This is a genomic window from Dyella sp. (genome assembly GCF_036384435.1).
Classification (GTDB): Bacteria; Pseudomonadota; Gammaproteobacteria; order Xanthomonadales; family Rhodanobacteraceae; genus GSA-30.
This window is the reverse complement of sequence record NZ_DASVMI010000168.1, coordinates 1-23,828: the sequence shown is the minus strand read 5'-3', so window position 1 is coordinate 23,828 and position 23,828 is coordinate 1. Positions and strand designations below refer to the sequence as shown.

Here is a 23,828-nt window from a genome sequence, read left to right as displayed (position 1 = left end):
TAAGAAGGTCACGAGGCCGTTCGGGGGATCCAAACGATGAATCGTTCGTTGAAGCTGTCGATCATGCTGGCGCTTGCCATGGGCAGCGGCCATGCGGCAGCACTGGAGCTGGGGCAGATCCAGGTCAAATCCGCGCTCGGCCAGCCACTGGTGGCGGAGATTCCGGTCAAGCCGGACCATCCTGGTGAAATCGATCATCTGACGGCCCAACTCGCTCCGGCGGATGCTTTTTCGAAGGCTGGCGCCAGCGCGCCGCCCATGCTGCTGCAGTTCTCGGTGGTCGACAGCGGCAACGGTGGCAAGATCATTCGCGTGACCAGTAGTACGCCAGTCAACGATCCTTACCTGGATCTGCTGGTCGAAATCGGTACAGGCAGCAACAAGAGTGTCCACGAATTCCCGTTGTTGCTCGATCCCCCGACCAATACGGTCGGTCATCGCGCGCCGGCCGGCAGTGCCCCGCGCCATGCGGCAACGCCCGCCCCGGCACCCGAGGCATCGAACTCGCGCCCGAGCCGTACCGAGACTGCGCCGGCGCCTGCTCGCCAGCGCGTCGCGAGCCCGCCGGTGGCCGAAGGTGGCAAGGTGACGGTCGAGCGTGGTCAAAGCCTGTCCACCATCGCGCGCCAGTCGTTGCAGGGCGGCGCGGATATGAACCAGATGCTGCTGGCGTTCAAGCAGGTCAACCCGGACGCTTTCTATCGCGACAATATCAATGCGCTCAAGAGTGGCGCGGTGCTGCGTGTCCCGACCAAGGACGAAGTGCAGGCTACGACCACGGCCGCCGCATTGGCTGAAGTGCGCCGGCAGAATAGCGATTGGCGCGCCGGTGCTACGCGCACGCCGACGTCGGTCGCCGATGCCGGCACACGTGCCAATGCCACCACCTCGCCAACCAGGGGGGGCGGCGGTGATCGCCTGGCGCTGGTCCCGGCCAAGTCGAGCGAGACGGGCGGTAATGGCAAGGGCGAAGCCGCAGCCCTGCACCAGGATTTGCAGCGCAGCCAGGAGCAGTTGTCTTCCTTGCAGCAGCAGAGCAGCGAACTGAAGTCGCGCCTGAAAGACCTGGAAGACATCAATACCAAGAACGAACGGCTGCTCACCCTGAAGGACAACGAGATCGCCGAGTTGCAGCGCAAGCTGGCCGATGCCCGCAAGGCCGGCGGCGCGCCAGCGGCGGCAAGCACGGCCAAGGCGCCAACCACGCCGATCGCCACTGTCACTAAATCCACGGTGACGCCGCAGCCGTCCAAACCGGCCACGATACCGACGCCCGCGGTCACGCCCCCGGCGCCTGTCGCGGCTCATACGACCACGATGCCTGCCGGCACCGCCATGCCGGCCCACGCCGGTACGGCGCAGCCCGTCGCCAGTCAGCCGGCGCCGCCGGTCAAGCCGGCCGTCAAGCCGACGCCGAAACCCGTTCCCGCACCGGCTCCGGTCGAGGAAGCGCCCTGGTTCATGCAGCCCTGGGCCTGGGCCGCTGGTGCAGGTGTGGTGGTGTTGCTGGCCCTGGCGGCGCTGCTGCGTCGTCGCAAAGCGGCGCCGATCGTGGCGCCGACAGGAGGCAGCTCGTCGCTGGCTGATCGCTTTGGCGCCGTGCCGCCCCTTGGCGAGGAGGACCTGGATCAGGAAGAACTGCTCGATCAGCTCGCCGAGCATCCGGACGACATCGGCTTGCATCTGGAACTGGTGAGCCTCTACTACAGCCGCCGCGACGTCGAGCACTTCGAAGCTGCCGCCGAAGCCATGCATGCGCATATCACCGATCCGCAGCAGCCGGAGTGGCAGGATGTGGTGCACATGGGCGAGGACTTGGTCCCGAACCATCCGCTGTTCGCGCATGGCCAGCAGTCTTCGCCGTTCGCCGGTGAAGATGAGCGCGCTGCCCTGCATCACTTCGATCTGGACGAATACGCCTCGGCGCCGTCGCCGAGCGTGCCACCGCCGGTGGCTGGACAGAACCAGAAGGTCAGCGAATATCACTTCGACTTCAACCTGACTCCGCATCCCATCGTTCCTCCGCCGGTGCAGGAGCCCGACGCGATTCCGCATAGCGATTTCGCGCCAGAGGTCGAGGCTGAGCCGCACCATGCCGCCGAGGGGCACGCGCATTCCACCTGGGAATTCGCCGATGACGAGCCGCTGCTGGACGAACCGGCTCCGATCAGCCATGCCCCCGCACCGCATGAAGCCGGGGAAACCGATCACAGCAGCTATTCGCATGAATTGGGTGGCTTCAGTGATGATCCGATCGACACCAAGCTGGATCTGGCTCGCGCTTATCTCGACATGGGCGATCCTGAGGGCGCGCGCGCCATGCTGGAGGAGGTGCTGCACGAAGGCAACCAGATGCAGAAGGACACTGCGCATCGCCTGCTCGAAGACTTGCGCTGATCGCCGTTTGATCGAAACCAAGGCCCGCCTTCACGGCGGGCTTTTTTTATAGTCCACGGATCAGTGCGCAAAGATCCATGGATCGGATACCGGTCGTCGCTAATCGCATGGGTGCAACGTGCCGGGCCAGCCGCCCGGCGCGCTCCATCGGCCCTCTGCGATAGAGCTGAGAGAGACGATGTGCCCCGAAGCGAGCCTCGCGCAAGAGCGAGTTCAGTCGCGATGCAGGACGCGACTTGGGTCGCGGCTTGGAGGTTTAGCGGCCAGGGTAGCGCCTGTGGGCGCTCATTAGGTCCTGGCCCGCGCCGGCACGACGGATACCAGCGGTCTTTTGAGATTTCCTTCAGTTGCAGAGCAATCCGTGGCATGGCCGCAGATTGTCATGATGCCTTTTACCCCTGCGCCTCGCGCCGCGGACTGTTAACCTAGCCTGCCTCATTGGCTTGATACCCGATCCATGCGCATCGCCTTGGGCGTCGAATATGACGGCACCGATTTCTCCGGCTGGCAGCGCCTCAGTCACGGCGCCACCGTGCAAGGCGCGCTAGAACGCGCATTGAGCTTCGTAGCCGCCCATCCGGTGGAAGTAACTTGCGCCGGACGCACCGATGCCGGCGTGCACGGACGTTGCCAGGTCGTGCACTTCGAGACTGAAGCCGTGCGCGATCCGCGCGGCTGGGTGCTGGGCGCCTGCGCCAATCTGCCCGCCAGCGTGGCCGTGCTTTGGGCCAAGCTCGTGCCCGACGATTTTCATGCGCGCTTTTCCGCGCGCAGCCGGCGTTATCGCTATCGCATCCTTAATCGTCCGGTGCGTGCCGCGCTGGATGCCCGATACGTGACCTGGGAACGTCAGCCGCTGGATGCCGGGCGCATGCACGAGGCGGCGCAGGCCTTGCTCGGAGAGCATGACTTCAGTGCGTTTCGCGCCATATCCTGCCAGGCGGCGCACGCTCGGCGCGAACTGATCGCGATACGTTTGTACAGGGAGGAGGACCAGGTGATCATGGATATCGAAGCCAATGCGTTCCTGCATCACATGGTGCGCAATATCGTCGGTTCGTTGCTGCCAATCGGGCGCGGCGAACAGCCGGTGGCCTGGATGGCGCAACTGCTGGCGGGGCGCGATCGCGAGGTGGCCGGCCCAACTGCGCCATCGTCTGGCCTGACCTTTCTCGGGCCGCGCTACGACGCGCATTGGGGCCTGCCGGTCGAGGTCAGCCGATGAGGACACGCATCAAGTGCTGCGGCATGACTCGCCCCCACGACGCCCTGCTGGCCGCACGTCTGGGCGCCGATGCCATCGGTGTGGTGTTCACTGCGCGCAGCAAGCGTCGCGTGACCCTGGCCCAGGCGCAGGCCATCCGTGACGTATTGCCTCCCTTCGTGGCGCTGACCGCGTTGTTCATGGATGACTCGGCCGAGGATGTGGCGGCTATCAGCCAGGCGTTGGAGCCCGATTACCTGCAATTCCACGGTGATGAATCCGATGAGTGGTGCGCGCAGTTCGGGCGCAGCTATCTCAAGGCCATTGCCATGGGTGATGGCGAGGCTGCATTGGCCCGGTTGCAGCAGTACCCGCGAGCGTCGGCGTTGTTGCTCGACGGCCATGGCCTGGGCGAGGCTGGCGGCAGCGGCAAGCGTTTTGACTGGTCGCTGTTTCCGCGAAACCTGGCGCAACCGGTGATGCTGGCCGGCGGCCTGACTGCCGAGAACGTGGCCCGGGCCATTCGCGCAGCCCACCCTTGGGCCGTGGATGTGGCTTCCGGGGTGGAGTCGGCACCTGGCATTAAGGATGCCGAAAAGCTGGCCGCTTTCATGGGGCAGGTGCGCCTTGCCGATGGTTGAGGTGACGCCGTCGCGCTAGCATGGACCTTTCCGCTGCCAGTTACGTCCCATAGCTCATGCCTGTGTCGATGCAAGAGTTCCGCTATAGCGGCCATGGCGACGCGCTGCCACAACTGCTTGCGTCGAATCGACCGATGGTGATTCGCGGCCTGGTCGCCGACTGGCCCATCGTTGCCGCTGCTCGCCAATCCGATCGTGCATTTGCCACCATGTTGGCCGGTTGGGATAACGGTACAGCGGTCGATGCGCTGGTCATGCCGCCGGAAGCCGAAGGCATCGTTGGCTACAGCGCCGATGGCTCGCACTTCAATTTCAGTCACCAGCGTGCCTCGGTCACGCAGGGATTGCACAAGCTGTTGCAGTTGCCTGAATCCGACGGCACGGGCGTGGCCTTGCAGAGCGCTCCTGTCGAGCGTTGCGTGCCGGGATTTCTCGAACAGCACGCCGTGCCGTGGTTGAGTGATGGCATCAAGCCAAGAATATGGCTGGGAAACCGCGTCACCACGCCCGCGCATTTCGACGAATATCACAATATCGCCTGTGTGGCCTGCGGGGCGCGGCGTTTTACCGTGTTCCCGCCTGACCAGGTGGGCAATCTGTATATCGGCCCGCTCGATTACGCACCCACGGGAGCGGCCATCAGCATGGCTCGGCTGGATCGCCCCGATGATCCGCGCTTTCCCCGCCTGCGCGAGGCACTGGAGCATGCGCTGGTTGCGGATCTGGAGCCCGGGGATGCCATCTATATGCCGCCGATGTGGTGGCATCACGTCGCGTCGCTGAAGAAGCTCAACGCGCTGGTCAACTACTGGTGGAAGCAAGAGCAGGGTAGCGGTCTGGTCCCCAACACCCGGATCGGTGGCCTGCTGCATGCCATCCTCTTGTACAAATCGCTGCCGCCCGCCGAGCGCAAGGCGTGGCGCGTGCTGTTTGAGCACTATGTCTTCAGCGATGAAGACCCGGCTGCGCATATTCCGGCCGAACGCCGAGGATGGCTGGGTGAGCTGGACGTCGAGCAGTCAGGCAAGTTGCTCGAAGCCATTCGCCGTTATCTTTGACCGGCCAGTTCCTGGCGCAGCCACGACACCAGGGGCGCGCTGCGCGTCGCGTCCATGCGTTGCGGCGTGACCAGCAGCCAGTGCGCCGTTGTGGTGACGAATCCCCAGGGAGCCAGCAGGCGGCCCTCACGCAACTCGTCGGCCACGAGTGGCTGAGGTGCAATGGCGATACCCAGGCCTGCCAGTGCGGCTTCTAACAAATAGTAAAGATGATCGAAGCGCTGTCCCTGGCGCAGCCGATCGACGGGGAGTTGCATGGCCTGAGCCCAGTCGGGCCAGGCCTGTGGACGTGAGGCGGTGTGCAGCAATGGCTCATCCAGCAGACTTTCGATGCTGGCGCCTGCCAGACGGGCGTAGTGGGGATGGCGCGGACTGATCACCGGGCCGATACGCTCGGGCGCCAGCACCTGCACCCGGCAATCGGCGGGGTAGGGTGTGCCGGCCAATGTCAGGACGGCATCGAGCTCCCGCCATGAGGATGGAAAGGCTTCTTCCTGGGCGGCCAGGCGCAGTGTCAGTTGCGGTAGATCCCGTGCCATGCGTTCCAGGCGTGGAATGACCCAGCGAGCCAGTACGCTGCTTGAGCAGCCCAGTACGAAGGGAGCACCTGAGTGGCGCCGCCGCAGGCTCGACCAATCGTCCCGCAGTCGATCAAACGCCTCGACTGCGCTGTCGCGCAACTGGTGGCCGGTCGGGGTGAGCACCAGGCCGCGGCCCTGGCGGGTAAACAAAGGCTGGCCAAGCGCCTCTTCCAGGCTGCGCAACTGTCGGCTGATCGCCCCGTGGGTCACGTGCAATTCGCCGGCTGCCCGGCTGACGCTCTCCAGGCGTGCCACGGCCTCGAAGGCGCGTAACGCGTTCAGCGGTGGAAGTTCGCGGGCGGTCATGTGAGATTTTCTAACAGATCCAGGCGATCTTGTCGCTTTTACTTTGGCTGATCAGCCGCTTTAATGAGCAAGTTGCAGACCATCTGACAGTTTTTTGCACAGGATAGACCGATGCCCACGATCGACGATTTCCATCAATGGCCCGATGTTCACGGGCGTTTCGGCGACTTTGGCGGCCAGTACGTCGCCGAGACCCTCATGGCGCCCATTGCCGAGTTGACCGAGGCCTACCTGCGCCTGCGGGACGACCCGCAGTTCCTGGCCGAACTGGATCACGATCTCAAGCACTACGTCGGCCGGCCCAGCCCGATCTATCACGCTGAGCGGCTTTCGCGGCACGTGGGCGGGGCGAGAATCCTGCTCAAGCGCGAGGACCTCAATCACACCGGCGCGCACAAGATCAACAACACCATCGGCCAGGCCCTGGTGGCCAAGCGGATGGGCAAGCCGCGCATCATTGCCGAAACCGGTGCCGGCCAGCACGGTGTGGCCAGCGCGACCGTCGCTGCGCGCCTGGGTCTGAGGTGCGTGGTCTACATGGGGGCAGTAGATATCGAGCGCCAGAAGATCAATGTCTATCGCATGAAGCTGCTGGGCGCCGAGGTCATCCCGGTGACGTCCGGCTCCAAGACCCTCAAGGATGCGCTCAATGAAGCGATGCGCGACTGGGTCACCAACGTCGCCGATACGTTCTACATCATCGGTACCGTGGCCGGTCCGCACCCTTATCCGCTGATGGTGCGTGACTTCAACGCCATCGTCGGTCGCGAGGCGCGCGCGCAGATGCTCGAACAATATGGCCGCTTGCCCGATGCGATCACCGCTTGCGTCGGTGGTGGTTCGAATGCAATCGGGCTTTTCCACGCCTTCCTCAATGACCGCGATGTGCGAATCGTGGGTGCCGAAGCGGCTGGCGAGGGGATTGCCACCGGGCGCCACGCCGCGTCGCTGGCCGCCGGGCGCCCCGGTGTGCTGCATGGCAATCGTACCTACGTGCTTTGCGATGACGACGGCCAGATCATCGAGACGCACTCGGTCTCGGCGGGCCTGGATTATCCGGGTGTAGGTCCTGAGCATGCATTTCTCAAGGATGCCGGTCGCGCCGATTACGTGGGTGTCACCGATGACGAGGCGCTGGAAGCCTTTCATCTGCTGGCACGCACCGAAGGCATCCTTGCTGCACTCGAATCCAGTCATGCCGTGGCGCAGGCCATGAAGATGGCGCGTGAGATGCGACCCGATGAAATCGTGCTGTGCAATCTGTCCGGTCGTGGCGACAAGGACGTGCACACCATTGCTGCGCGCGAAGGAGTGCAGGTATGAACCGCATCGAACAACGTTTCTCTGAACTGCGCCAGGCTGGTCGCACTGGCCTGATTCCATTCGTCACCGCAGGCGACCCGGCTCCTGCGCACGTTGTCGCGCTGATGCATGCCCTGGTCACGGCCGGTGCCGATGTCATTGAACTTGGAATTCCGTTCTCCGATCCGATGGCCGACGGCCCGGTGATCCAGCATGCCAGTGAGCGTGCCATCGCCAAGGGCGTCGGCTTGGGTCAAGTGCTTGCCTGGGTCGGCGAGTTCCGCCAGCGCGACGCACGCACTCCCGTCGTGCTGATGGGATATCTCAATCCGATCGAGATTCACGGTTACGAACGCTTTGCCAGCGAGGCCGCTGCCGTGGGCGTGGATGGGGTATTGCTGGTCGACTGCCCGCTGGAAGAGTCCGCCGTGCTGGCCCCGCTCAAGGATGCCGGGCTCAAGCAGATCCTGCTGGCCGCGCCCACGACCGCACGTGAGCGTATGGAGCGCCTATGCGGGTCGGCCGAGGGTTTCCTGTACTATGTGTCGTTTGCCGGCATCACCGGCGCGGGCCATTTGAGCACCCGTGATATCGCTGCCCGCGTGGCTGATATCCGGACCCGCGCCAGGGCGCCGGTGGCGGTGGGCTTTGGTGTACGCGATGCGCGCAGCGCCAAGGACATCGCAGGCTTTGCCGATGCGGTGGTGATCGGCAGCGCGCTGGTCGAGCGGCTGGCGGGAGCGGAGACGGCGGAAGATGCCGCCTCGCGCGCGCAGGCTTTCCTGCACCCGATTCGCACGGCGCTGGATGCACGCTGAAACGGCTCTCCGGGCCGCTTCGGCCCGGGAACGTTTGAGGTGTTGCGATGAACTGGCTGCAAAAAATCATGGGCCCGCGCGAGCGGACGCAGAATTCCGCCGCAGGCAAGGGCAAGGTCCCCGAGGGCGTGTGGGAAAAGTGTGGCGGCTGCGGCGCCGTGCTGTACAAGCCGGAGCTGGAGCGCAACCTGATGGTGTGTCCCAAGTGCGGCCACCATCATGCCATCGGCTCGCGCGCACGCCTGGCGGCCTTCCTCGACGAAGGCAGCGCCCAGGAACTGTGGGCCAGCATGGAGCCCACCGATCCGCTGAAATTCCGCGATTCGAAGAAATATCGTGACCGCGTCATTGCCTCGCAGAAGAACACCGGCGAGAAAGACGCATTGTTGGCCATGAGCGGCAAGCTCAAGGGCCGCCCCCTGATGGCCGTGGCATTCGAGTTCAGCTACATGGGCGGCTCGATGGGCTCGGTGGTGGGCGAGAAGTTCACCCGCGCCGCCGAGCGTGCGCTGGCCGATCGCAGTGCACTGGTGTGTTTCTCGGCTACCGGTGGCGCACGCATGCAGGAATCGTTGTTCTCGCTGATGCAGATGGCCAAGACCTCGGCCGCGCTGGCGCGCATGCGTGATGCCGGCGTGCCCTATATCAGCGTGCTGACCGACCCTACCACGGGTGGCGTATCAGCTAGCCTGGGCATGCTGGGCGATATCAACGTTGCCGAGCCCAAGGCCCTGATCGGCTTCGCCGGCCCGCGCGTGATCGAGCAGACCGTACGCGAAACCCTGCCCGAAGGCTTCCAGCGTTCGGAATTCCTGCTCGAACATGGCGCCATCGACATGATTGTCGACCGCCGCGACATGCGCGACAAACTGGCCGACGTACTCGGCCTGATGATGAAAGCCCCTCGCGCGGCCTGAGTTTTAGCAAAGGGCGGCTAAGGAGGCTGTGTGAAAACGCAAAACGCGATCTCGCGGTGCGCAGTTCTTGATCAAAATGGTCTGCGTAGATGCAATTCTGGCCTACCTGCTTTCGACGAGTGAGTCAGATTTCGCGTAGAAGCCACATCGTTGTTGATGGTCCGACGTTTTCACACAGGCTGTAAGGCCGCCCTTTTTTATCGTCGATGCACAGGGGAAGCTTGACCCATCGCTTGGATGGCGGCCGATATCGTGCATGTGATTACACGCGGTGTCATGTCGGCATGGTTTTCCACAGGGCTTGTGGATGCCGGGGATGCAAACCTGTGGAAAACACGTGTATCTCATTGATGGCACTGGCAACCACGACACGTTGCTCAACGTTTGCACAGGGGCGTATATATCTTGACTGGGAGCGCTTCGATGAGCGTTCACACCATCAAGGCCGCTCCATATAGCGACAGTGTTCCCAGCGCGCCACCGATGATGGTCGCAGCGATCACATCACTCGGATAATGCAACCCCAGCACCACCCGTGATGCGGCCACCAGGCTGGTAAACGTCAGCAGCAACGGTGCCAGGATGGGATACCAGGCCAGGGCTACGACGGTGAAGCTCACCGCTTGCAGGGTGTGTCCCGACGGGAAGCTGAATTCATCCAGGGGCGGAATGTGCGCGATGACACCGGGGCAGGCGCGGAAGGGGCGCGGGCGGCGGGTCCAGCGCTTGAGCAGTTTGTAGAGGAGAAGCGCCGTGAGGCCGGTGACCGCCATCTGCAACGCGGCGAGTCGGCCATGACGGCCATCGACCACGGCGAGCAGCAGCATCAGCGCATACCAGAACACGCCGTCGCCGAGGCGGCTGATGATGCTGAAGAACACGCCGACGGCACGGCGTGCACCCCAGTGGTTCGCGGCGACGCACAGGCGTCGGTCGAAGGCGTAGCGCGGTAGTGCCTCAGCTGACGGCAGCGGCGTGGTGTTCATGGGGTTTGTCCTCACCAAGTCGGCGCAACAGGGTTTCGAATTCGCGGATGACGGCATCGGGTGACAGGCTGGCTACGCTCTCCGTCGCCGTGGCCCCCAGCATGCGCAGTCGATCCGGATGCATGGTCAGATCCACGCAGGCCTCGACGAACGCGCTTTCTTCGCCGATTGCGATGCAGCGACCATTGACGCCATCGAACAGATGCTCGCGTGCTGCGCCTTCTTCATAGGCGACCACTGGCAGGCCTGCGGCCAGCGCTTCGAGGATCACGTTACCGAAGGTCTCGCTGAGCGAGGGAAAGATAAACAGGTCGGCGCTGGCGTAATGGCGCGACAACGCGTCGCCACGTTGCATGCCAGCAAAGATGAAGTCCGGATTCTCGCGTTGCAGCGCTTCGCGTGCAGGACCGTCGCCGACCCATACGTAGCGAGCGTCAGGCGCCACTTTCTGCAACGCGCGGAAACTGCGCACGGCCAGATCGAGGTTCTTTTCTGGCGCGATACGTCCCACGTACAAAACCACGGGCGCGTTATCGCTGGCATTCCAGGAGGCACGCAGGACTGGATCGCGATGCATCGGGTGGAACAATTGGGTATCGACAGCGCGGCGCAACAGCCTTGCGGTGGTGACGCCCAGTCCGGCCAGTTCCTTGGCCAGCGCCGTCGTAGGTACCAGCGTGGCGGCCGAGCGATTGTGGAAGCGGCGCAGGTAGCCACGCACGGCCGAGGTGAGAAAACCCACGCCATAGTGGCTGGCATAGGTGTCGAAACGGGTGTGGAAGCCGGTGGCGACCGGGATACCCAATTGCGTGGCCGTGCGTAACGCCGACCAGCCGAGTGGACCTTCCGTGGCGATGTAGATTGCGTCAGGTCGGTTTTCTGTCCACCTGTCGCGCAGGCGAGAGGTAGCCGGAAGGCCGAAGCGCAGCCCCGGGTAGCGCGGTAGTGCCGCGCCTCGGACTTGGAGTGTTTCGATGCCGGCTTCGTCGTTGAAGCCGGTCGCTTGCCGTGGGCGGATCAGGTCGATGTGATGCCCCTGGGCGGCAAGTCCAGCGGCAAGGCTATGCACGGTCAGTGCAACGCCGTTGATCTCGGGTGGATAAGTTTCGCTGACAATGCCGATGCGCATTGGGATGTTCTACGTGCTGGCCCGGTGTAGATTCGTTGGGGGCGGTTGCGCATGCGTGGCGGTGTGGTTACACAGGCATGACGGTCACGGCCCTTACAAAGGCCCGAAGTTGGTAGTCGGTTTTTCATGTGGCAGTGTCGTTACACTCCGGGTTCCCCCCAACCTCGGAGTCACCGATGAAACGCATCCTGCTTGCCCTGGCGTTGACCTCTCTTTCCGCGGCTGTCTTTGCGGCCGATGCGCCGGGTCTGCCGGTGACCAAGGCGCCCGCAGGGGCCGAGGTTTATATCGTCTCGCCCAAGGACGGTGCCACCGTGTCCCAGTCGTTCACCGTGGTCTTCGGCCTGAAGGGCATGGGCGTGGCGCCGGCCGGCGTCAAGAAAGAAGGCACAGGCCATCACCACTTGCTGGTCGATGTGAAGGAACTGCCGGCCGCAGGTCAGCCGATCCCCAATGACGAAACGCATATCCATTTCGGCAAGGGGCAGACCGAGACCACGCTCAAGCTTGCTCCCGGTACGCACACCTTGCAGTTGGAACTTGCCGACGAAAACCATATCCCGTTCGATCCGGCGATCATCTCGAAGAAGATCACCGTGCACGTTAAGTAAGTCGTTCAGGGCTGGGCGAGGATGCGCGACAGATAGGTGTCGATGACGTCACTGTCGCGCTGTTCCGTGACCAGGCCGATGTAGCCGTCCGGTCGAATGACAAATAGCGTTGGCTTTTCGATGCCATAGGCTGAGGCCGCGTGACCCTGGGTATCGTCATGGTACCCAGGGGCGATCAGGAGGGTCTTGAGCGCGTCGCCGTGGTGATCTATCGCATCGAGGGTTTCTTTCCAGGTTTCGCCGAACGCCAACACCGTGGCGTGCGTGCCGCGCAGCAGATCGAACAGGCGGTGCTCGGCGCCAAGGGCGTCGCGCAACCCGGGAGCATCGGGTGCGCGATCTCCGGCGAGCCGTTGTCCGGGCGTGGTCCGCTGTTCCTGGGCCAGTGCCGCGTGCCGGTAGTTGATGCCCAACTGAAGGGTTTCCTCGTCGCGGCGTGCCGCCACGCGCAGCGTGCTGGAGATCTGCATGTGCAATTTGCTCGACAGGCCAAGCAGCCATTGCGCAACAGGCAGGCGTTCTTCCTCGTAGGTGTCGAGCAGGGAGGCGTTCGCACCGCGCATGACGGCGGCCAGTTTCCAGGCCAGGTTGTACGCATCCTGGATTCCCGTATTCATGCCCTGGCCTCCAGCAGGCGAATGGACGTGGGCGGCATCGCCGGCAAGAAAGATGCGCCCCTGGCGGTAGTGATCGACCATGCGGACATTGGCCCGCCACAGGGACATCCACGTGGGCGCCGATAGCACGATGTCGGTGCGTCCGCTGCGTTCTTCCACGATGCGCTGGAAGATCTCCAAGGTAGGTGTCGCGGGTAGTTCCAGACCTCCCGATGCCTGGAACTGATATTGATCAGTGCCGGGCAGGGGGCACATGCCTAGAAAGCCCTGGTCCGAGCGCCAGGTATGCCAGTACTGACGATCGAGTCCTGTTGCGCTGACGTCGCCGACCAGCATGCGATGGGATTCGAGCGTCTGGCCTTCGAAATTGAAGCCGACCAGCTTGCGTGTTGCGCTACGGCCGCCATCGCAGCCGACCAGATAGCTGGCGTGAACGGTTTCCACCCGGCCATCGGTGTGCTGCAGCGTCGCGGTCACGCGTCGTTGGTCCTGGCCCAGGGTGACCAACGATACGCCGTACTCGACCCGCCCCCCCAGGGCCTGCATGCGATCGCGAATGCCGGCTTCCACGCGCCATTGGGGCACCATCAAGGTTGAGCCGTAGGGGACATCCGGGCGAGCGTGCCGACCTTTGTGCACATCGATGTCTTCGACCTGGCCATCGGGGCGATAGAACCGGATGGCCATATGAAACCAGCCGTTTGCAAGGACCGGCTCCAGGGCGCCGAGGTCTTCGAGCACTTCCAGGCTGCGTGGTTGCGTGCCCTTGCCACGCGAGCCATTGAAGGCCACTGGCGAGGCGTCGATCAGGCGGAATGGGATCTGGCGGCGAGCCAGGTCGCAGGCGAGGGTGAGACCGGTCGGGCCGGCACCGACGATCAGGACAGGGAGCAGGGTTGTCACGTGCAGCCTCCAATCTAACGATGTTAGGGATTACAATCTAACAGGGTTAGATTTAGCTAACAACGTTAGGGATTGCCATGAAGGTGGATCGAGAAACCGTGGTCCGGGCGGGGCTGGAGCTGCTCAACGAAGCCGGCCTGGAAGGTCTGACCCTGCGTTCGATCGCCGCCAGGCTGGGGATCAAGGCCCCCAGCCTGTACTGGCGTTTCAAGAGCAAGCAGGATCTTGTGGATGAGATGGCGACTGAAGTGCTGGCTGGGCTGGCCACAGAGTTGTCCTCGTGGGGAGGCATGGGCGACTGGCGCCAGGGCTGTGTCTATTTCGGGTTGGCCTTGCGCCAGGCGCTGCTGCGCTACCGCGACGGTGCACGCATGGTCGGTGGTACCTATCTCAGTGACAGCAGCATGTATGGTCCGATGGAGAGCGTGCTGGCGCACTTCCAGGATGACGGCATCGCACCACCGGACGCCGCCACGTGCCTGGGCACGATCTATGCCTATGGCATCGGCTTTACGCTGGAGGAGCAGGCCGTGATCCAGCCCGACGGGCAGCGTGATCCTCGCTATGCGTTGTCTGAGCGCGAGAAGCGCGTGGATGCCGCCCGTTATCCGTTGACGCATAGCATTGGCGCTCAGTTGTTCGACGGATACGACCAGCGCTACGAGCGCGGGCTGCGCATGATCGTGAACGGCTTCGCCGCTGAATTCACCCGCGCTTCGTAAGGAGCGACTTCAGTCGCGAAAAGCAAGTCGCGACTTGGAGATTTGAGCCTTACATGGCCACTGAATCGTGGCTTGAAGATTTCAGAGTCCCCATCTGCGACTGCATCGCAGATTGCATCACGACTGAAGTCGCTCCTAAGCGCCCATTGGCCACGTGCACGTGCGCTGTCATGCATGCGAAGGTTTTCCACAGCGGCTGTGGATGCGGTGGACGTAAACCTGTGGACAAGCGCGGTTTGACGCTTTGACTTCAATCACTTGGTACGCGTTGCGCAGGAATTGACCACGCCATGATGCGATCCACTTTCGCGCGGTGGTCGCGAATCGTGATGTGCCGCAACGCCATGCTCGTCCAGGTGTGGACGCGCGTCACCGACCAAAATACATCGCCACGCCCAGGCCGGCTTCCCAGTCGTTGGCATGACCGGCCACTTTTCGACGCCACCATGCATCGAATTGCAACCGTGGATTGGGCGACCAGGTAAAGCCATTGCCGACCTGCATGCCGTTGCGAGCGTCGTCATGTTCGACGGCGGCCTCGCCATACACGCCCCAGGCCTGGGAGAACTGATACGTATAATCAGCGGCACCGAAAAAACTGCTCTGACCACCCATCTGCTGAGCTTGTGCGAAATAACTCCACTGGTGCTTTTCGTCGACCTGCTGTTGCACCGTCAGACCCAGCGTGTACTGGCGTCGATCGTTGCCGATCGCCTGCGCTCCGTCCGTGAACTCAATCGTGCCGAGCAGGCCCCAGCTCCAATTTTCGTCAGATGATGGCAGGCCCAGCTTCAAGCCAAGGCTGCTGTCGCCATGGCCATGATCGACTTCGGACATGCCCATGCCGCGCTGGCTCAGCCGGTTGAAGGGTGAGCCGCCCAATTGCAACTCCAGGTGCCCGCCCAATCCCAGACGCAGCAGGCTGTCGGTGGTGTACTGGCTGCTGCGGATGCCGTCATCGTGATCCAGCGTCCAGGTTGGCAGGCCTTGCTCATAAGCGAAACCGCCACGTGGCAGGGCATCCGGCGCAAAACCATAGCCAGGCCGGTCGTAGCTGGGCGTGTTGTCGTCTGCCAGTACCCATCCCGGCGGCGTCAGCAACGCCAACAGCAGCAGGCCGCGAAGCCCCCGATATCCGCTAAAATCCATCATTCAACCTCGTGCTCCTCAGTAGACACCCATGACCGTTCGTACCCGCTTTGCCCCCAGTCCCACCGGCTTCCTGCATATCGGCGGTGCACGCACCGCGCTTTATTGCTGGCTGGAAGCGCGCCGCCGCGGCGGCCAGTTCGTACTGCGCATTGAGGATACCGATCGCGAGCGTTCCACGGATGAAGCCGTGAAGGCGATCCTCGATGCCATGCACTGGCTGGAGCTGGATGCCGACGAAGCGCCGATCTACCAGACCCATCGTCTTGCGCGCTACAAGCAAGTCGCCGACGAGCTTCTCGCCGCCGGCAAGGCTTATTACGCCTATGAAAGTAAAGACGAGATCGAGGCCATGCGTGCGGCGGCCATGGAGCGTGGAGAGAAGCCGCGCTACAGCGGTTACTACCGTGATCGCAACGAGCCATATCGCGACGATCCCAATCGGGTGATCCGCTTCAAGAACCCGCAGGAAGGCTCGGTGGTGTTCGAGGACAAGGTCAAGGGCCGGATCGAGTGGGCCAATGCCGAGTTGGACGACCTGGTGATCTTCCGCTCCGACGGCTGGCCTACCTACAACTTCGCCGTGGTCGTGGACGATATCGACATGGGTATCACCGAGGTGATCCGTGGTGACGACCATGTCAACAACACGCCGCGCCAGATCAACATCTACCACGCCCTGGGTGCGGCGGTGCCAGAGTTCGCGCACCTGCCAATGATCCTGGATCAGCAGGGCAAGAAGCTCTCTAAGCGCACCAACTCCGTCAGCGTGATGGAGTACCGCGATGCGGGCTTCCTGCCGCATGCCCTGCTCAACTATCTGGTACGCCTGGGCTGGTCGCATGGTGACCAGGAAATCTTCTCGCGCCAGGAGCTCATCGAGTTCTTCGACATCAACGATGCCAACAAGGCCGCCTCGCGTTTCGACGAGGAAAAGCTCAAGTGGCTCAACCAGCATTACCTCAAGACCGAGGCGCCGGAAACGATCGTGCCGGAGTTCGCCTGGCACCTCGAGCGCGCCGGCATCGATACCGGCAAGGGCCCGGCGCCAGCCGATGTGATCGTGGCGCTGCGCGACCGCGTCTCCACGCTCAAGGAAATGGCCGAGCGCGCCGCCATCTGGTACGGCCCGATCCTCGAATGTGACGACAAGGCCGTTGCCAAGCACCTGCAATCCGATAGCGCGGTGCAGGTACTTGAGGCCGCGCGAGCCGGCCTGCTCGCGCTTCAGTCGTGGACGCCTGCGGCGATCCACGGCGTGATCGAGGACGTGGCTGCCAAGTTGGCACTGGGCATGGGCAAGATTGCTCAACCGTTGCGCGTGGCGATGACCGGCACCCAGGTGTCACCGTCGATCGACCACACGGTGTACCTGTGTGGTCGCGACGAGGCGGTGGCGCGTATCGATGCAGCCATCGCCAAGGCCAAGGGCTGAGCACGTGACTGTCCGGCGCCCCGGCTTGACCAGCAAGGGCAGGGCGCCGCATGGATGACTTGCTGCAGCGGGCGATGCAGGGCGTCGATCCGAACGATCCGGGAGCGTTCTGGCAGATCTTCTCCAACCTGATGGGCCTGGTGCCGTGGGTATCGCTGATCTGGTGGACGATTTTCTTCATCGTCGTCGGCGGAGTACTCGGCTGGTGGCGAGGCCGTTTCTGGGAGGGCATCTGGCTGGCGGCGGTGCTGGGGCCGATCGGCTGGGTCGTAGTGTTGCGGCCGGCCAGGAAAAAGCCCGTGGAGCCGCCTCCGCTGCGCGGTCGAGGCGGCCAGGCGGGCAGGACCGGGGCTGTGAAGCCGCCACGACCATGAGGCCTGGCGCGGTTTTCAGGCTCCTGGCGTGGCTTGAACAGCCCTTTTCGCCCCCAATGCTATGATCCCGCCCAGAGGTGACTGCATTGACCCCCAGCGCGACCGACAAGACCCATCACCATCATCACCACCATGATGATCCGGAAGAATTCGTTCGCGCCGTCGAGGAGGCGAGCGAAGAGCGTGGCCTGCGCCTGACGCCGCTGCGTAAAGAGGTGCTGGAGCTCATCGCGGCCGCCGGCAAGCCGGTCAAGGCTTATGACCTGTTGGACCAGTTGCGTGAGCGCCATGGCAACGCGGCGCCGCCTACGGTCTATCGTGCGCTGGATTTCCTGCTCGAACACCAGTTCATCCACAAGCTGGAATCCATCAACGCCTTCGTGTCCTGCCATCACCCGGCCGAATCGCACCAGGTGCCATTCCTGATCTGCGACGTATGTTCCAGCGCCCAGGAAGTGTGCGACGAGCGCGTGGCTGAGCTGATCGAGGCGCAGGCCAAGGCGTTTGGCTTTCGTTCGCAGGCGCAGACCCTGGAAGTGCACGGCGTGTGCAAGGATTGCCGCAAGGGCTGAACGGCCCCTACGAACGAATCAATCAGCCTCTGGTGAAATGGGTTGTTACTATATAACATAGCGACCCTGTCCCCCTGCTTCGGCCGGCCGCACTCCCCATGGATTCCGAGCAAGCTAGCAAATCCCGTTTATGGTCGTTCGCCGACAGGCTTGGCGCCATGGCGTCGTTCCTGTGCGCCATTCACTGCGCAGCGCTGCCGTTCGTGCTGAGCGTACTGCCGTTCATTGGCCTGAGTTTCCTGGCCGATCATCGCTTCGAGCGTGGCTTCGTGTTGTTCGCCAGCGCGCTGGCCCTGTTTGCGCTTGGCAATGGTTTTCGTCGCCATCACAGGCCACTGCCATTGTTGCTGGCCCTGCCGGGGTTGTGCTTGCTTGTGTTTGGCGTGACCTATGCCGAAGGCATCTCCATCATGGTGCATAGCGTGATGGTGACCTGTGGCGGCATGCTGGTGGCTGCGGCGCATTTCGTAAACCTTCGCATCGATCGCCAGTCCAACCATGCGCATCACGGCCATGCGCACGGCTGACACGAAGCTTGCATGCATCCGGTGATTGTGTAACGCCGCACCTGCTTCCTAGCATTCGCCCATGAACTCTGCACACGCGCACTCGCATGATCATGACGATCATGCGCATCACGACCATTCCCATGATCATGGTCATGGTCATGACCACGATCATGGCTTGCCGCGTGGAGAAGGGCGCGAGCGCAAGCTGCTTTTTGCTTTCGTACTGACCACGGTGATGCTGGTGGCCGAGGCCATCGGCGGCACTTTATCCGGCTCGCTGGCCTTGCTCGCCGATGCTGGACACATGCTGGTCGATTCACTTGCGCTGCTGCTTGCCGTGGTCGGCGCCTGGCTGGCGCGCAAGCCGGCCGACGAGCGACGCACCTACGGCTATGGCCGCCTGGAGGTGCTCGCTGGCTTCGTCAATGCACTGACCCAGTTCGTGTTGGTGGGCTTTATTGCCTATGAAGCCATCGAACGATTGTTCCATCCCGGGGAAATCCTTTCCGGGATCATGCTGGTGGTGGCGCTGATAGGCCTGGCGGTCAATGTGGTGGTGCTGCGCACCCTGCATGGCCATGCGCACGACGATGTGAACCTGGCCGGCGCCACTTTGCATGTATTGGGCGACCTGCTCGGTTCCGTGGCGGCGGTGCTGGCAGCATTGGCGGTGCGCTGGCTGGGGTGGAACTGGGCCGATCCGGTGCTCTCGCTGCTGGTTTCATTGTTGATCCTGGGCAGTGCCTGGGGATTGCTGCGGCGTTCGGCGCACATCCTGCTGGAGGGCGTGCCCGAGGGCGTGGATGCTGCCCAGATCACTGATGTGCTGCGCACGGCCGATGCCATGATTCGCGATGTACATCACGTGCACGTGTGGCAACTGGCCTCTGGCTCGCGCATGGCGACCCTGCATGCCGAACTGCATGACGACAGCCAGCAGGCCCGTGTCCTGGCCATCATCAAGACCGTGCTGGATGAGCGTTTCGGTATCCGCCATGCGACGGTGCAGATCGATCCTGGCCCTTGCCAGGACGTGGGCAGGGGCTGCGCCGGGCACGGCCGCGCCTGACCCTTGCGCTTTGGACGGGCACTGCTACGATGCTTGGCCGAAACTTTTTTTGTATTTGAAGGAGAGATCCATGGGTAAGGGCGATCGCAAGACCCGTCGTGGCAAGACCTATCGTGGTAGCTACGGCAACACCCGTATCCACGGTGCCCAGCCGGCTGTCGTCGGCGGCAAGGACACTGTGACCAAGCCGGCCGCCGCCAAGAAGGCCGCGCCGAAGAAGAAGTCCGCCTAAAGCATCTTGTTTCTGGCCGCTGGCTGAAAAGCCTCCGCATGTTCGGAGGCTTTTTTATGTCCGGCGTCCTGACCGGGTCTTTGCGGTGTCAGGGTTTACGCATTTTCGATCATTGTGGTGATGGATAGGAGTCAACGGATCATGAAAGCTCCTTTGGGTGGATTGCTTGTGCTGTTGGGTCTGGTCAGCATGCCTGCCGTGGCGATGGATTGCGCCAAGGCTTCGACAAAGATGGAGAAGCGCATTTGCGGCGACAAGAAGCTGACCGCAGTGGATAACGCCATGTCGGCGGCTTATTTCAAGCTGCTGCGCCAGGTCAAGGACGCCGATATTCGCGCCAGCCTCATCAATAGCCAGCGTCGCTGGATCGTCGCGCGCGAACATGATCTGAGTGATTTGTCGGCGGGAGACGGGGAAGGGCTCGATGAAGCCCAGCAGCGTGCCGTGGTGCTGGCGGTGACCCGCGCCCGCATTTCCGACCTGCAAGAGGTTTCGGGCGGTCAGCCCCGGTTCGTCGCCGATGCCCTCAAGCAGCGCGCTGCCGCCGCTGCCTATTCCGGTGGCCCTTTTGCCGGCTACCACGGATCGTGTTCATTTATTCCTGATCGGCAGGACCCTACGAAATATTCCTATAACTGCTTCGGCAGTCATGCGTACCAGAACAATCACCGTGTCTGTGCCGAAAGCGCAGATTTCGCCAGCTACAGCGAAGAAACGGTGCGCGCGGTGGCCGACGTGGATGGAGTAAAGCTGAAGCCGATAGCGACGTGCGCCTTGGGTACGAGCACCGATAGTGAGTGCCCCGATAGCTATTCCGATCAAAAATCGCATTGGAATACCCATCCCACCGATGCGCAGTTCAATGCGGCTTTCGGGAGCGGCGACGTGCTGAAGCTGGACCCCGAACTGAGTGTGGCCGACGACGACGGTGAGCAGGGCTGGATTCATGCCTGCCTGACCGATACCCGTTTCCCCTTGGGACACGCCGGTCAATAAGGCACGTGGCGCACGTACCGCTTCGCACTCGATTCAGTGCGAAGCGGTGGGTTCACCCTTCAAGTAGACGTCACGCAGTAGCGTCCCGCCGATCCAGTAGCAAAGCTCGGCGGGGCGCTGTACCTGCCATATCGCCAGGTCGCCACGCAGTCCTGGTGCCAGCCGGCCGCGATCGGCCAGGCCCAGGGCGCGCGCCGCTTCCACAGTGACGCCGCGCAAGGCTTCCTCGGGCGTAAGCCGGAACAGCGTGCAGGCCATGCCGGCGGCCAGGCGCAGCGAAAGCAGTGGCGAAGTGCCGGGATTGCAATCGGTAGCAACGGCCATCGGCACCCGATGTTCGCGTAGCGTCGCAATGGGCGGCAATGTCGTCTCGCGCAAGGCGTAGAAGGCGCCTGGAAGGAGGACCGCGACCGTGCCTGCGGCGGCCATCGCCGCGACGCCTGACTCGCTGAGATATTCCAGGTGATCTGCCGACAAGCCGCCAAACTCGGCGACCAGGGCGGCGCCACCCTGGTCGGTCAATTGCTCGGCATGCAGCTTCACGGGAAGTCCCAGTGCCCGGGCGCGGTCGAAGACTCGCCGGGTCTCATCGCGGGTGAAGCCGATGTTCTCGCAGAACGCATCCACGGCATCCACTAGCCCCTCGCTTGCCAGTGCCGGCAGCATCTGGTCGCATACGCTGGCGACATAGGCGTCGCGCTGGTGCTGGTGCGATGCCGGCAAGGCGTGCAGGCCCAGAAAGGTCGTGCGTACATCGATGCCCAGCTCGTTGCCGATACGGCGCGCCACGCGCAGCATGCGGCGTTCGCTGTCGAGCTCAAGCCCGTAGCCTGACTTGATTTCCAGGGTGGTTACGCCATCGGCGAGCAAGGCCTGTGCGCGTGGCAGCGATTGCGCGAGCAGTCCGTCGTCGTCTGCCTGGCGCGTTGCGCTCACTGTCGAGGCAATGCCGCCGCCCGCGCGGGCGATGTCCTCATACGTGGCACCATTGAGGCGCAGGTCGAATTCATGTGCCCGATCGCCGCCGAAAACCAGGTGGGTGTGACAGTCGATCAGGCCGGGCGTGACCAGCGCACCGGCCAGATCGCGCGTCTGGCCCGCTGCCGCGTGGAGTGGGAGCGAGCTGCGCGGGCCAATCCAGGCGATGCGACCGGCTTCCAATGCCAGCGCGCCATCTTCGATCAGCCCGTACGGCTGGTTTCCATCGAAGGTCGCCAGATTGGCGTTGACCAGCAATGTATCCCAGGGCATCGGTCAGTTTCCGGCCGGTGCGACAGGGGCGTGGACAGGGGTGTCGGCAAGCTTGCGGCGTTCGTATTCGTCGATCAGGCGATCGGCCAGAGCCTTGTAGACCGGTTTGCGGCACACCAGGGAGGAGGTGGCGCGAGCGAGCAGGCAGGTCGCCATGATCGGAAGCGCCATCTGCTGGTTGGCCGTCAATTCCATCGAGATCACCGTGGCCGTCAATGGCGCCTGGGTCACCCCCGACAGGTACGCGGCCATGGCCAGCAGGATCACCGAGGCCGGGTCCACGCCTGGCATCAACGGAACCAGGTTGTTGCCCAGGCCCGCACCGACGGCCAGTGCCGGCGAGAAGATGCCGCCGGGAATACCAGCCCAATAGGACGCGATATTGCCCAGGAACTTCAGAGCGCCGAAGCCAGACACGGTATTGGCGTTACCTTCGAGCAATCCCTTGGCTTGCGCGTACCCTGTGCCGTACAAGCCGTTGTGCGTCATCTGGCTGAGCAGCACCAGCGCCAGGCCACAGGCAGCGGCGAAGATCACCGGCTGGCGTGCGCGCAGGCGGCCCACCATGCCGAGGAAGCCCCTGTCGCTGGGCAGGATCAATCGCGCGAACAAGCCGCCAGCGAGGCCGCAGATCAGCCCGGTCGCAAGCACCGCCCACCACGCCTGCCCCAGCGGTAGCGCAATGTCGAAGCGTCCGAAATACGCGTAGTTACCCAGGATACCCAGAGAGACCACGCCTGAGATAATCACCGCGGTCAGCAGGATGCCACTCATGCGATGCTCGAATGCACCGCTCATTTCCTCGATGGCGAATACCACGCCGGCCAGGGGCGTGTTGAAGGCCGCCGCCAAGCCCGCCGCCGACCCGGCCAGAATGAAACGACCGATCGCGGCCGGTTCGGCAAAGCCAAAACGCCGGCCCAGCGAATACAACAAGCCGGCACCCACGTGTACGGTGGGGCCCTCACGACCGACCGAGGCGCCGCCCAACAAGGCGGCCAGGGTCAGCGCCATTTTGCCTAGCGCCACGCGCAGGCTCAGCAACCCGCCGCGAAAGGCCTCATCTTCCACTTTCAATGCAGCGATGGCCTGCGGAATACCCGAGCCGCGCGTGGGCTTGAGCGCGCCATTGGTCAGCCAGGCAAGCAGGGCAAATACGGCTGGCGTAATCAGGAATGGCCAGAACCGGCTGGCGTGCACTACGCGTTGGAACAGCTCGAACACGTAATCGGCTGCCTGGGCAAAGCCGACGGCGGCGACGCCCACGATGATGGCTCCGCTCCAGAACAGGATACGGCGACGCCATTGCACAGGCGAGAAAAGATCATTGGAGGCAGCCAATCGCTGCCATCGCCCCTGGGGGGCGGACACGGCATCATCACCGCGCGGTTCCTGCTCACTCATGTTGCGATATCCGGCTTACGGGTCCAACGGGTTTCGTATAGATCGAAACGGCGATCCTTGAGATTTTGCACCGCGCCAGAGTTGCGCGCACGTGCCAGGCTCTCCAGGCTGAGATCGGCGAACAACACCGTTTCGATATTGGGCGTGGAGTCGGCCGCGACGCCGTCGCGCGCAAACGGGAAATCGCTGGGCGTAAGGATGCAGCTTTGCCCGTACTGGATATCGAAGTTGTTCACGCCGGGCAGGTTACCCACATTACCGGATAGCACCACGTAGCACTGGTTCTCGATGGCACGCGCCTGCGAGCAGTAACGCACGCGCAGATAGCCTTCGCGTACGTCAGTGCAGAAAGGCACGAACAGAATCAGCGCGCCCTGGTCGGTGAGGTGGCGAGCCACCTCAGGGAACTCCGAGTCGTAGCAGATCATGACGCCGATGGGGCCGCAGTCGGTCTGGATGGTCGCCGCCGTTTCGCCGCCGGTGATGCTCCATACCGTGCGTTCGCTGGGCGTGGGATGCAGCTTCTCGCGCTCGTGTAGCGAGCCGTCGCGCAGGCAGACGTAGCAGACGTTGTGGATGTCGCCATTGGCCTGCTCGGTGGGGTGGGTGCCGGCGACGATGTTGATGTTGTAGTGTACCGCCAGC

At 63.2% G+C, this 23,828-nt stretch carries 24 protein-coding genes; 16 read left to right on the top strand and 8 right to left on the bottom strand.

Annotated elements, in window-relative coordinates; all coding sequences use genetic code 11:
- The first annotated feature begins 36 nt into the window (after positions 1–36).
- The 4 genes from VF436_RS17510 to VF436_RS17495 all read left to right on the top strand — a co-directional run bounded on the left by VF436_RS17510 (position 37) and on the right by VF436_RS17495 (position 5,300).
- Positions 37–2,397, top strand: a complete 2,361-nt coding sequence (locus VF436_RS17510) for a FimV/HubP family polar landmark protein (protein WP_330905326.1) — start codon at positions 37–39, stop codon at positions 2,395–2,397.
- Between the two features lie 457 nt (positions 2,398–2,854).
- Positions 2,855–3,622 (top strand): tRNA pseudouridine(38-40) synthase TruA, encoded by a 768-nt coding sequence (gene truA / locus VF436_RS17505; RefSeq protein WP_330905325.1) that lies wholly within the window; start codon positions 2,855–2,857, stop codon positions 3,620–3,622.
- Between the two features lie 23 nt (positions 3,623–3,645).
- Entirely contained in the window at positions 3,646–4,242 is a 597-nt protein-coding gene (locus VF436_RS17500) for a phosphoribosylanthranilate isomerase (RefSeq protein WP_330905324.1), read from the top strand.
- Between the two features lie 56 nt (positions 4,243–4,298).
- A complete protein-coding gene (locus tag VF436_RS17495) occupies positions 4,299–5,300 on the top strand; it encodes a cupin-like domain-containing protein (RefSeq protein WP_330905323.1) in 1,002 nt (333 codons plus the stop codon).
- Here VF436_RS17495 and VF436_RS17490 read toward each other — a convergent pair.
- On the bottom strand, positions 5,291–6,187 hold the full coding sequence (locus VF436_RS17490) for a LysR family transcriptional regulator (protein WP_330905322.1): 897 nt from the start codon (positions 6,185–6,187) through the stop codon (positions 5,291–5,293). The genes VF436_RS17495 and VF436_RS17490 overlap by 10 nt on opposite strands.
- 111 nt (positions 6,188–6,298) lie before the next feature.
- Here VF436_RS17490 and trpB point away from each other — a divergent pair, with 111 nt between their 5' ends.
- Genes trpB through accD form a run of 3 tightly spaced genes read left to right on the top strand, consistent with a single transcriptional unit; the run spans position 6,299 to position 9,224 of the window.
- On the top strand, positions 6,299–7,510 hold the full coding sequence (trpB, locus tag VF436_RS17485) for a tryptophan synthase subunit beta (protein WP_330905321.1): 1,212 nt from the start codon (positions 6,299–6,301) through the stop codon (positions 7,508–7,510).
- Positions 7,507–8,307, top strand: coding sequence for a tryptophan synthase subunit alpha (gene trpA / locus VF436_RS17480; RefSeq protein WP_330905320.1), 801 nt, complete (start codon positions 7,507–7,509; stop codon positions 8,305–8,307). The genes trpB and trpA overlap by 4 nt, the downstream gene beginning before the upstream one ends.
- 47 nt (positions 8,308–8,354) lie before the next feature.
- A complete protein-coding gene (accD, locus tag VF436_RS17475) occupies positions 8,355–9,224 on the top strand; it encodes an acetyl-CoA carboxylase, carboxyltransferase subunit beta (protein WP_330905319.1) in 870 nt (289 codons plus the stop codon).
- 431 nt (positions 9,225–9,655) lie between these two features.
- Here the strand turns inward: accD and VF436_RS17470 are convergent, their stop codons facing one another.
- Both VF436_RS17470 and VF436_RS17465 read right to left on the bottom strand, forming a co-directional pair.
- Positions 9,656–10,210, bottom strand: a complete 555-nt coding sequence (locus VF436_RS17470; RefSeq protein ID WP_330905318.1) for a phosphatase PAP2 family protein — start codon at positions 10,208–10,210, stop codon at positions 9,656–9,658.
- Positions 10,182–11,339, bottom strand: coding sequence for a glycosyltransferase family 1 protein (locus VF436_RS17465; RefSeq protein ID WP_330905317.1), 1,158 nt, complete (start codon positions 11,337–11,339; stop codon positions 10,182–10,184). Before VF436_RS17465 ends, VF436_RS17470 begins: the two co-directional genes overlap by 29 nt.
- Before the next feature lie 176 nt (positions 11,340–11,515).
- Between VF436_RS17465 and VF436_RS17460 the strand changes: the two genes are divergently transcribed.
- Positions 11,516–11,950: a DUF4399 domain-containing protein gene (locus VF436_RS17460; protein ID WP_330905316.1), complete on the top strand. Its 435-nt coding sequence runs from the start codon at positions 11,516–11,518 to the stop codon at positions 11,948–11,950.
- A gap of 5 nt (positions 11,951–11,955) precedes the next feature.
- Here the strand turns inward: VF436_RS17460 and VF436_RS17455 are convergent, their stop codons facing one another.
- Complete coding sequence (locus tag VF436_RS17455) at positions 11,956–13,470, bottom strand: FAD-dependent monooxygenase (RefSeq protein WP_330905315.1); 1,515 nt, start codon at positions 13,468–13,470, stop codon at positions 11,956–11,958.
- Positions 13,471–13,547: 77 nt separating this feature from the next.
- On the opposite strand from VF436_RS17455, the gene VF436_RS17450 reads away from it, so the two are divergent.
- The gene (locus VF436_RS17450; RefSeq protein WP_330905314.1) at positions 13,548–14,192 is read left to right on the top strand and encodes a TetR/AcrR family transcriptional regulator C-terminal domain-containing protein; all 645 of its coding nucleotides are present in this window, start codon (positions 13,548–13,550) and stop codon (positions 14,190–14,192) included.
- A 369-nt stretch (positions 14,193–14,561) separates the two neighbouring features.
- Here the strand turns inward: VF436_RS17450 and VF436_RS17445 are convergent, their stop codons facing one another.
- A complete protein-coding gene (locus tag VF436_RS17445; protein ID WP_330905313.1) occupies positions 14,562–15,344 on the bottom strand; it encodes a transporter in 783 nt (260 codons plus the stop codon).
- A gap of 28 nt (positions 15,345–15,372) precedes the next feature.
- On the opposite strand from VF436_RS17445, the gene gltX reads away from it, so the two are divergent.
- From gltX to VF436_RS17410, 7 genes are all read left to right on the top strand, one after another.
- Positions 15,373–16,776, top strand: coding sequence for a glutamate--tRNA ligase (gene gltX, locus VF436_RS17440; RefSeq protein WP_330905312.1), 1,404 nt, complete (start codon positions 15,373–15,375; stop codon positions 16,774–16,776).
- Positions 16,777–16,826: 50 nt separating this feature from the next.
- A complete protein-coding gene (locus tag VF436_RS17435; protein ID WP_330905311.1) occupies positions 16,827–17,150 on the top strand; it encodes a hypothetical protein in 324 nt (107 codons plus the stop codon).
- 77 nt (positions 17,151–17,227) lie between these two features.
- Entirely contained in the window at positions 17,228–17,722 is a 495-nt protein-coding gene (locus VF436_RS17430; protein WP_330905310.1) for a transcriptional repressor, read from the top strand.
- 98 nt (positions 17,723–17,820) lie between these two features.
- Positions 17,821–18,249 carry a MerC domain-containing protein gene (locus VF436_RS17425; RefSeq protein WP_330905309.1) on the top strand — a complete coding sequence of 143 codons (429 nt, stop codon included), beginning with the start codon at positions 17,821–17,823 and terminating at the stop codon, positions 18,247–18,249.
- A gap of 61 nt (positions 18,250–18,310) precedes the next feature.
- Entirely contained in the window at positions 18,311–19,300 is a 990-nt protein-coding gene (locus tag VF436_RS17420; RefSeq protein WP_330905308.1) for a cation diffusion facilitator family transporter, read from the top strand.
- Positions 19,301–19,370: 70 nt separating this feature from the next.
- Positions 19,371–19,532, top strand: coding sequence for a 30S ribosomal protein THX (locus VF436_RS17415; RefSeq protein ID WP_330905307.1), 162 nt, complete (start codon positions 19,371–19,373; stop codon positions 19,530–19,532).
- A 141-nt stretch (positions 19,533–19,673) separates the two neighbouring features.
- On the top strand, positions 19,674–20,528 hold the full coding sequence (locus VF436_RS17410; protein WP_330905306.1) for a lysozyme inhibitor LprI family protein: 855 nt from the start codon (positions 19,674–19,676) through the stop codon (positions 20,526–20,528).
- Positions 20,529–20,561: 33 nt separating this feature from the next.
- Here VF436_RS17410 and hutI read toward each other — a convergent pair whose 3' ends face one another.
- The 3 genes from hutI to VF436_RS17395 form a co-directional block, all read right to left on the bottom strand.
- A complete protein-coding gene (hutI, locus tag VF436_RS17405; protein WP_330905305.1) occupies positions 20,562–21,779 on the bottom strand; it encodes an imidazolonepropionase in 1,218 nt (405 codons plus the stop codon).
- 3 nt (positions 21,780–21,782) lie between these two features.
- Positions 21,783–23,183: a chloride channel protein gene (locus VF436_RS17400; RefSeq protein WP_330905304.1), complete on the bottom strand. Its 1,401-nt coding sequence runs from the start codon at positions 23,181–23,183 to the stop codon at positions 21,783–21,785.
- Positions 23,180–23,828 (bottom strand): carbon-nitrogen hydrolase family protein (locus VF436_RS17395; RefSeq protein ID WP_330905303.1); only part of this gene is annotated, 649 nt, incomplete at its 5' end. The genes VF436_RS17395 and VF436_RS17400, both read right to left, overlap by 4 nt.